The organism is Nocardioides sp. CPCC 206348, from assembly GCF_048654705.1.
Classification (GTDB): Bacteria; Actinomycetota; Actinomycetes; order Propionibacteriales; family Nocardioidaceae; genus Nocardioides.
In genome coordinates this window covers 54,139-63,018 of the sequence record NZ_JBMCZA010000190.1, presented here as the reverse complement: position 1 = coordinate 63,018, position 8,880 = coordinate 54,139, and the positions used below count along the sequence as shown (strand labels likewise).

At 71.5% G+C, this 8,880-nt stretch carries 8 protein-coding genes; 1 reads left to right on the top strand and 7 read right to left on the bottom strand.

The genetic code is table 11. The features are described 5' to 3' along the window. The 5 genes from rho to ACOADB_RS16140 form a co-directional block, all read right to left on the bottom strand. Positions 1–1,802: transcription termination factor Rho (rho, locus tag ACOADB_RS16160; protein WP_378600594.1), on the bottom strand; the 1,802-nt coding region annotated here is incomplete at its 3' end. A 202-nt stretch (positions 1,803–2,004) separates the two neighbouring features. After that, positions 2,005–2,922 carry a homoserine kinase gene (gene thrB / locus ACOADB_RS16155; RefSeq protein WP_378600591.1) on the bottom strand — a complete coding sequence of 306 codons (918 nt, stop codon included), beginning with the start codon at positions 2,920–2,922 and terminating at the stop codon, positions 2,005–2,007. Between the two features lie 7 nt (positions 2,923–2,929). After that, positions 2,930–4,018 (bottom strand): threonine synthase, encoded by a 1,089-nt coding sequence (gene thrC, locus ACOADB_RS16150; RefSeq protein WP_378600588.1) that lies wholly within the window; start codon positions 4,016–4,018, stop codon positions 2,930–2,932. Further along, positions 4,015–5,322, bottom strand: a complete 1,308-nt coding sequence (locus ACOADB_RS16145; protein ID WP_378600586.1) for a homoserine dehydrogenase — start codon at positions 5,320–5,322, stop codon at positions 4,015–4,017. The genes thrC and ACOADB_RS16145 overlap by 4 nt, the downstream gene beginning before the upstream one ends. Positions 5,323–5,384: 62 nt before the next feature. Further along, positions 5,385–6,335: a zinc-binding dehydrogenase gene (locus ACOADB_RS16140; RefSeq protein WP_378600584.1), complete on the bottom strand. Its 951-nt coding sequence runs from the start codon at positions 6,333–6,335 to the stop codon at positions 5,385–5,387. Between the two features lie 37 nt (positions 6,336–6,372). On the opposite strand from ACOADB_RS16140, the gene soxR reads away from it, so the two are divergent. Then, complete coding sequence (gene soxR / locus ACOADB_RS16135) at positions 6,373–6,828, top strand: redox-sensitive transcriptional activator SoxR (protein ID WP_056706270.1); 456 nt, start codon at positions 6,373–6,375, stop codon at positions 6,826–6,828. Between the two features lie 39 nt (positions 6,829–6,867). On the opposite strand, the gene lysA is transcribed toward soxR, so the two are convergent. Both lysA and ACOADB_RS16125 read right to left on the bottom strand, forming a co-directional pair. Further along, on the bottom strand, positions 6,868–8,256 hold the full coding sequence (gene lysA, locus ACOADB_RS16130; protein WP_378600581.1) for a diaminopimelate decarboxylase: 1,389 nt from the start codon (positions 8,254–8,256) through the stop codon (positions 6,868–6,870). Then, a partial coding sequence (locus ACOADB_RS16125; RefSeq protein ID WP_378600578.1) for a DALR anticodon-binding domain-containing protein occupies positions 8,253–8,880 on the bottom strand: 628 nt, incomplete at its 5' end. The genes ACOADB_RS16125 and lysA, both read right to left, overlap by 4 nt.

Sequence of the window (8,880 nt, the reverse complement as noted above, 5' to 3'; positions counted from 1 at the left end):
GCCGCCGCCCGGCCGTCGCGGTCGGCCAGGTCACGGTGGAGCGCACCGAGGATGGCGACCTCCTCCTTGCCGAGCAGCAGCTCGGACCGACGGGTGCCCGAGGCGACGGGGTCGATGGCCGGGAAGACGTCCCGCTCGGCGAGGTCGCGGCGGAGCCGGATCTGCAGGTTCGCCGTGCCGGTGAACTCTTCGTAGATGGCCTCATCCATCTTCGAGCCGGACTCGACCAGCGCCGTGGCGAGGATGGTGAGCGAGCCACCGTTCTCGATGTTGCGCGCGGCCCCGAAGAACTTCTTCGGCGGGAACAGCGCCGCCGCGTCGACGCCGCCGGGCAGGATCCGACCGCTGGCCGGCGCGGCCAGGTTGTAGGCGCGGCCGAGGCGGGTCAGGCCGTCGAGGAGCACGACGACGTCGTGGCCCAGCTCGACCAGGCGCTTCGCACGCTCGATGGCGAGCTCGGCCACGGTCGTGTGGTCGGTCGCCGGCCGGTCGAACGTGCTCGCGATGACCTCGCCCTTGATGGCGCGCTCGAAGTCGGTGACCTCCTCGGGACGCTCGTCCAGGAGCACCACCATCAGGTGGCACTCCGGGTTGTTGGCCGTCACCGCGTTGGCGATCGCCTGCAGGGTGGTGGTCTTGCCCGCGTTGGACGGGGACTCGATGACGCCGCGCTGGCCCTTGCCGATCGGCGCGACCAGGTCGAGGATCCGGCCCGTCACGTTGTCGGGCGTCGTCTCCATCCGGAGGCGCTCGTCCGGGGAGACCGGGGTGAGCTGGTCGAACTCGACGCGGTTCTTCGCCTGCTCCGGGTCGACGCCGTTCACGGTGTCGATGCGGACCATCGGGTTGAACTTCTCGCGACGCTCGCCCTCGCGCGGCTGGCGGACCTGGCCGGCGATCGCGTCACCGCGACGAAGTCCGTAGCGCCGCACCATCGACAGCGACAGGTAGACGTCGTCGACACCGGCGAGGTAGCCGCTGGTCCGGACGAAGGCGTAGTTGTCGAGGACGTCGAGGATGCCTGCGGCCGGGACGAGGACGTCGTCCTCGCGCACCTCGGTGTCGGGTTCGCGGCTCGAGCGGGCCGCGGTGCGGTCGCGGTCCCGGCCGCGACGGCGCCGGTTGCGGCGGCTGCCTGCCTCGCCACCCTCGCCATCGCCGTCGAAGTCGCCGTCCTGGCCGTCGCCGTCATCGGTGTTGCGGGGCTGGTCGTTCTGGTTGCCCTGCTTCTGCTGGTTCGGCTGGTTCTGCTGGTTGCCCTGGCGGGGCTGGTTGCCGTCCTGCTTGGCCTGGCCCTGCTTCGGCTGGTTCTGCTGGTTGCCGTCCTGCTTCGCCTGGCCCTGCTTGGGCTGGTTCCCGTCCTGCTTGGACTGGTTCCCGTCCTGCTTCGCCTGGCCCTGCTGCTTGGCCTGACGCTGCTGGTTGGCCTGCCGGCCACCCTGCTGGTTGCCCTGCTTCGGCTCCTCGGCCTTCGGGTCAGCCTTCGGCTCGGCCTTGGGCTCGGCCTTCGGCTCGGCCTTGGGCTCGGCCTTGGGCTCGGCCTTCGCCTCGTCCGCCTTCGGGGCGGTCCGCGGAGCCGACTGCCCGGACTGCCCGGACTGGGCGCCCTTGATGGCGTCGATGAGCGCGGCCTTCTTCATGCTGCCCGCGCCCGGGATGCCCATGCCGCCCGCCATCGCCTTGAGGTCGGCCAGCAGCATGGAGTTGAGTCCACCGGCGCGCTTCTTCGGCGCCTTGCTGGCGGCCTCGGGGGCCCCAGCAACAGGGCCGGCAGCTTCAGTGGAATCGAGAGTTTCGGTCACGTGAGTCCTTCAGACGTGTCACGCACGTTCCGGATCCGGAGAATTCCGCACGGAACGGCACTGGATTGAATCCTGCACGGTTGCACCGAGAGATCGGGACCTTCGGAGCCGGCCGGGCCGGAGGAAGTGGGAGGCACCAGGAGCGCCTGCCGGGCGCCGAGAACTGCGGCGCGTCGTCAATGTATCACCACGGAGGGGTGATTCAGCGGCCGTCCGCGGGCGCGGCGCCGGCGCCGCTGATCGCGAGCGAGTGCGTGGCCCAGCCCTCGGGGCAGCGCCGGACGAGGTCCGCCGACGCCGGGCTGTCGACGCCCTCGGAGAACGCGAGCACCGTCGGGCCGGCTCCGGAGATCACCGCAGCGACACCGTCGGCGCGCAGCGCCTCGACGAGGGCGAGGCTGGCGGGCATCGCGGAGCGACGGTACTGCTGGTGCAGCCGGTCCTCGGTCGCCCGGAGCAGTTCCTCGGGGCGCCCCGAGAGCGCGGCGACGAGCAGCGCGGCGCGACCCGCGTTCGCGGCGGCGTCCGCGTGCGGCACGGTGGCCGGCAGCAGCCCGCGCGCCGCCTCGGTCGACACCGGGTCGGCAGGCACGAACACGACGGCGCTGACGCGCGGGTCGGCGGAACCGGGAACGGCGAAGAACGAGCCGTCCGCATCCTGGCCCGAGATCACGAACCCGCCGAACAGGGCCGGTGCCACGTTGTCCGGGTGGCCCTCGAGCTGTGCGGCGATGTCGAGCAGCGCGGCGTCGTCGAGCAGCAGGTGCCCGCCGGCGACGAGCTCGCGGGCCAGCCACACGCCGCCGACGATGGCAGCCGACGACGACCCGAGTCCGCGGGCGTGCGGGATGACGTTGGTGCAGGTCAGCCGGAGTCCGGGCGGGTTCTGACCCAGGCGCTCGAACGTCGCGCGCATGGCGCGGACCACCAGGTGCCGTTCATCGAGCGGGACCTCGCCATCGCCGTACCCGTGGACCTCGACGACCAGGCCGCTCGCGAGCACCTCGGCCTCGAGCTCGTCCCGCAGGTCGAGCGCCAGGCCGAGGGTGTCGAAGCCGGGGCCGAGGTTGGCCGAGGTCGCGGGCACGGTGACCCGGACGGGTCCGTCGACGAAGGTCATCGCTGGCTCAGAGACCGGCAGCGCGCGCGGCGGCGTCGACGTCGGCGTCCACGATCGTGTCGGGCAGCACCAGCCCGTCCAGCGCGGTCGCGATGTCCTTGAGACCGTGGCCGGTGACGGTGATCGCCACCGTCGCGCCCTGGTAGGACTCCCCCGCAGCCAGCTCGGACAGCAGGCCGGCGATGCCGGCCGCGGACGCGGGCTCGACGAAGACGCCGTCCTTGCGGGCCAGCTCCTTCTGCGCCGACAGGATCTGCGCGTCGGAGACGGCGGCGAAGCGGCCGCCGGACTCGTCGCGGGCCGCCTCGGCGAGCTTCCACGACGCAGGGTTGCCGATCCGGATCGCGGTGGCCGCGGTCTCGGGGTCGGGGAACGGCTCACCGGTCACCAGGGGCGCAGCGCCCTCGGCCTGGAAGCCGCGCATGACGGGACGCTTCGTGGCGCGGCCCAGGGCGGCGTACTGCGTGTAGCCGAGCCAGTACGCCGAGATGTTGCCCGCGTTGCCGACGGGGAGCAGGTGGTAGTCGGGGGCGTCACCGAGGAAGTCGACGATCTCGAAGGCGGCCGTCTTCTGGCCCTCGAGGCGGGCCGGGTTGACCGAGTTGACCAGCGCAACGGGGTAGTTCCACGCCATCTCGCGCGCCATCCGCAGGCAGTCGTCGAAGTTGCCGCGGACCTGGATGACCTTCGAGCCGTGGAGGACGGCCTGGGCCATCTTGCCGGCCGAGATCTTGCCCTCGGGGACGAGCACGATCGGCGTGACGCCTGCCTTCGCGGCGTACGCCGCCATCGAGGCGGAGGTGTTGCCGGTCGAGGCGCAGACCACGGCCTGCGCGCCCTCGTGCACGGCCACCGACAGTGCGGCGGTCATGCCGCGGTCCTTGAACGAGCCGGTCGGGTTGCTGCCCTCGACCTTGAGCCACACCTCGGCGCCGGTCAGGCCGGAGAGCCACCCGGAGTGGACCAGCGGGGTGCCGCCCTCACGAAGGGTGACGGCGGGGGTGTCCTGCGGGATGTCGAGGAGCTCGCGGTACTCCTCGATCACGCCACGCCACTGCCTGCTGGTGGTGCTGCCGGTGGTGTCGGTGCTGCTCACTCTTCGGTCCCCTCGACGCGCATCACCGAGGTGACCTCGCGGACGATGTCCATGTCGCGCAGCTGCTCGACGGTCGCGGCAAGGGCCGCATCCGTGGCTTCGTGCGAGACGACGACGAGCTGGGCGTCGTTGCCCCGGCCCTCTTGACGAACGGTCTGGATCGACACGCCGTGGTCGGCGAAGGCGAGCGCGACCGCGGCCAGCACGCCGGCGCGGTCATCGACGTCGATCGCGACGTGGTAGCGGGTGCGGGTCTCCCCCATCGACAGCAGGGCACGGTCGGCGTACGCCGATTCGCCCACGCCGCGGGTGCCCTGACGGTGGTTGCGCGCAACCGTGACCAGGTCGCCCAGCACCGCGCTGGCGGTCGGCGCGCCACCGGCGCCCGGACCGTAGAACATCAGCTGACCGGCAGCCTCGGACTCCACGAACACGGCGTTGTAGGCGCCGCGCACGCTGGCCAACGGGTGCGACCTCGGGATCATCGCGGGGTGCACCCGGACGCTCACGGCCGGCTCGTCGCCCTCGGCACCCGGCACCAGCTCGGCGATCGCGAGCAGCTTGACGACGCTGTCCATCTCACGCGCCGAGCGCACGTCGGCGGCGCTGACGTCAGCGATGCCTTCACGATGCACGTCGGCGGCGGTCACGCGGGTGTGGAAGGCCAGGCTGGCCAGGATCGCGGCCTTGGCCGCGGCGTCGAAGCCCTCGACGTCGGCGGTCGGGTCGGCCTCGGCGTACCCGAGGGCCTGGGCCTCTTCGAGCGCGTCCGCGAAACCGGCACCCGTGGTCTCCATCTTGTCGAGGATGAAGTTGGTGGTGCCGTTGACGATGCCGAGCACCCGGGTGACCTTGTCACCGGCGAGCGACTCGCGCAGCGGGCGCAGGATCGGGATCGCGCCCGCCACCGCGGCTTCGTAGTAGAGGTCGCGGCCGGCCTTCTCGGCAGCCTCGAACAACGTGGCGCCGTCCTCGGCGAGCAGTGCCTTGTTGGCCGTGACGACCGAGGCACCGTTCTCCAGGGCGGAGAGGATCAGGGACCGGGCGGGCTCGATCCCGCCGATCACCTCGATCACCAGATCGATGTCGGGGCGGGCCACCAGGGCCGCGGCGTCCGTCGTGAGGAGTCCCTCGGGCACGTCGACCTCGCGCGCCGCGTCGAGTCGTCGTACGGCGACACCGGCGAGCTCCACGCGTGCTCCGACCCGGGCCGCGAGGTCATCTGCCTGTTCCCCGAGGAGCCGCACCACCTGCGACCCGACGGAACCGCAGCCGAGGACGGCAACCTTGAGGGGACTGTTCACCAGGTCAGCCTATCGGCGGTGCGACCCCGGCTGCCTCCGGATGGCCGATCGCGGACAGGTCGTCAGCGATCGACGACCAGCACGACCTTGCCGACGGCCGCGCGGGTCTCGAGGGCACGGTGCGCCGCAGCGGCATCGGCGAGCGGGAAGACGGTACCGACGTGCGGCACCCGGGACCCGTCGGCGGCGGCGTCGAGGGCCGCGCGCTCGAATTCGCCGAGCCGGGCAGCCAGGGGCGGACCGAGGACGTCGACGACCCGGCGGTCGGGGGCGTCGTACCCCTCCTGGTCGCCGGAGAACCGGACCATCCGGCCGCCCGGCTCGAGCATCCGGTGAATCGTGCGAGGCACCTCTCCCCCGACACCGTCGAGGAGGACGGTCAGCCGCGGCTCGGCGACACGGAGGGTCGTGGCCCAGTCCGGGACCGTGTAGTCGACGACGGTGTCCGCCCCGGCTCCCTTGGCGACGGACAGCTTGCTGCCGCTCGCGAGGCCGACCGTGCGAGCGCCGGCGTTGCGGGCACCCTGGAGCAGGAGGGTCCCGAGGCCGCCCGCCGCGGACGTCACGGCAACCACGTCGTCAGGGGTGATCGCGGCGAAGTCGAGGATCCCGGCGGCCGTGCGCCCCGTGCCGATCGCAGCGACCGCGGTCATCGGATCGAGGCCGTCGGGGATGTCGTAGGCCCGGGCGACGTCGACGAGCACCAGCTCGGCGTACCCGCCCCGACCGGCGGGGCCCAGGTGGGTGACCACCCGACGGCCCACCCAGTCGGCGTCAACGCCTTCACCGACCTGGTCGACGATCCCGGCGACCTCGCGGCCGGGAACCATCGGCAGCTCCGGGGGCGCCAAGGTGGCCGGGCCGTTGCCGGACCGGATGTAGGTGTCGACCAGGTGGACGCCCGCGGCCTCGACCGCGATCCGGACCTGGCCGGGGCCCGGCGCCGGATCGGGCAGCTCTTCGAGCTGGAGGACGTCGGCGGGCCCGAAGGCGTGGTGGCGGATTGCGTGCATGACCCCAGTGGACAACCTCAAGTATCGTTGAGGTCAAATGAATGACGTCAACCGCGAGATCCGCAGCCACGACCTGACACCGGGCGAAGTCGCCCGCCGCGCCGGGGTCGCCGTCTCCGCGCTCCACTTCTACGAGCGCGAGGGACTGATCCACGCCATCCGGACCACCGGCAACCAGCGCCGCTATCACCGCGACGTCCTGCGCCGGATCGCGTTCGTCCGCGTCTCGCAGGGCGTCGGCATCTCGCTCGCCGAGATCCGTGAGGCGCTCGCCTCACTCCCCGAGGGACGCACGCCCACCAAGGCGGACTGGGCTCGACTGTCGCGCTCGTGGCGCGAGAGCCTCGACGACCGGATCAGCCGTCTCGAGCGCCTCCGCGACACCCTGGACGGATGCATCGGCTGCGGCTGCCTGTCGATGAAGTCGTGCATGCTCGCCAACCCGGGCGACCTGTTGAGCCAGTACGGCACCGGAGCCGTACGACTGCAGTAGCGACGAGAACGCCGCCAGTGCGCGCTTCAGCGCACGGATTCAGCCCAGGTCGGTGGCGAGCAGGTCTTCTTCGGTCTCGCGACGGACGATGACCCGCGTCTGGCCGTCCTTGACCGCGACCACGGGCGGCCGGAGCGCGTGGTTGTAGTTCGAGGCCATCGACCGTCCGTAGGCACCGGTGGCCGGGACGGCGAGCAGGTCCCCGGGAGCGACGTCACCGGGCAGGAACTCGTCCTTGACGACGATGTCCCCCGATTCGCAGTGCTTGCCGACGACGCGTGCCAGCACGGGCTCGGCCGCCGAGGCGCGCGATGCGAGCGTGCAGGAGTAGTCGGCGTCGTACAGCGCAGGGCGCAGGTTGTCGCTCATCCCGCCGTCGACCGACACGTAGGTACGGGTCGCGCCACCGTCGAGGGCGACCTGCTTGACGGTGCCGACGGTGTAGACGGTGCACATCGCCGGGCCGACGATCGCGCGGCCGGGCTCGATGGACAGGTGCGGTACGTCGATGCCGAGCGCAGCACACTCCCCCGTGACGATCTTCGTGATCTGCGTGGCGAGGACCGCCGGGTCCGCCGGGTCGTCCTGGGTCGTGTAGGCGATGCCGAAGCCGCCACCGAGGTCGAGCTCGGGCAGGACATGGCCGAGCTCGTCCGCGATCCGGGCGTGCAGCGCCAGCACGCGGCGCCCGGCGACCTCCCAACCCGAGGTGTCGAAGATCTGGGAGCCGATGTGGCTGTGCAGGCCGCGCAGGTCGAGGCTCTCCTTGGAGAGGACGCGCGAGGCTGCCTCGAAGGCGTCGCCCGAGGCGATCGAGAACCCGAACTTCTGGTCCTCGTGGGCGGTCGCGATGAACTCATGGGTGTGGGCCTCGACGCCCGCCGTCACCCGGATCATCACGCCCTGGACCACCCCCAGCTGGGTCGCGACGTCGGCAACACGGTCGATCTCGTGGAACGAGTCCACGATGATGCGGCCGACCCCGGCGTCGACGGCCCGGCGCAGCTCCATCGGGGTCTTGTTGTTGCCGTGGTAGCCGATTCGCTTCGGGTCCATACCCGCACGCAGCGCGACGCTCAACTCCCCGTTGCTGCAGACGTCGAGGCAGAGCCCCTCCTCCGCCACCCACTGCGCCACCGCGACGCTCAGGAACGCCTTGCCCGCGTAGTAGACGTCGTAGCCCTCGAAGGCGTCGCGGAAGGCTCGGGCCCGCTCCCGGAAGTCGGTCTCGTCGAGGACGTACGCCGGCGTGTTGACGTCGGCGACCAGGTCCGGGATCGCCAGCCCGCCGATGTGCAACACACCCTGGTCGTCCTTGCGGGCCGTGGAGGGCCACAGGATCGGCACGATGTCGTTGACGTCGGCCGGCTCGCGCAGCCAGACCGGCGAGGTGCCGGTGTAGCCGCCCGGGGAGACGTGGGTGTTCACATCCGCTCCGGCGCGCTGACGCCCAGCAGGTCGAGCCCGTTGGCGAGGACCGTCCGCGTCGCCGCGACGAGCACGAGACGTGCTTCGTTCGCCGGGGTGACCGGCTCGTCACCCTGCGGGAGCATCCGGCATTCCTTGGTGTCGTACCACTTGTTGAACACCGACGCGGTGTCCTCGAGGTAGCGGGCGATCCGATGCGGTTCACGGAGCTCGGCCGCACTCGCCACGACGCCCGGGAAGGCGGCGAGGGCGCGGAGCAGCTCCCCGTCCCGCTCGTGGCTGAGCAGGGACGGGTCGAAGTCCACGGGCAACGTCATGCCGAGGTCGGCAGCGTTCTCCTGCATGCGGCAGGTCCGGGCGTGCGCGTACTGGACGTAGTAGACAGGGTTGTCGTTGGAGGCCTTGGTGATCTCGGCGACGTCGAGCGCCAGCGGGGTGTCCGCCGGATAGCGCACCAGCGAGTAGCGCAGGGCGTCGACGCCGATCTCCTCCGCCAGCTCCTCGAGCGTGATGAAGGTGCCCTTCCGCTTCGACATCTTCAGCTCCTCGCCGTCCTTGACGATCTTCACGAGCTGGCCGATGAGGACGTTGAGCGTCTTGTCCGGGTCGTCACCGACGCAGGCC

Bases quoted from the DNA above. Each gene is read 5' to 3' on its own strand.
- ACOADB_RS16140 (WP_378600584.1), bottom strand. From the start codon at position 6,335: ATGCACGCAATCCGCCACCACGCCTTCGGGCCCGCCGACGTCCTCCAG.
- soxR (WP_056706270.1), top strand. From the start codon at position 6,373: ATGAATGACGTCAACCGCGAGATCCGCAGCCACGACCTGACACCGGGC.
- thrB (WP_378600591.1), bottom strand. From the start codon at position 2,922: ATGACCTTCGTCGACGGACCCGTCCGGGTCACCGTGCCCGCGACCTCG.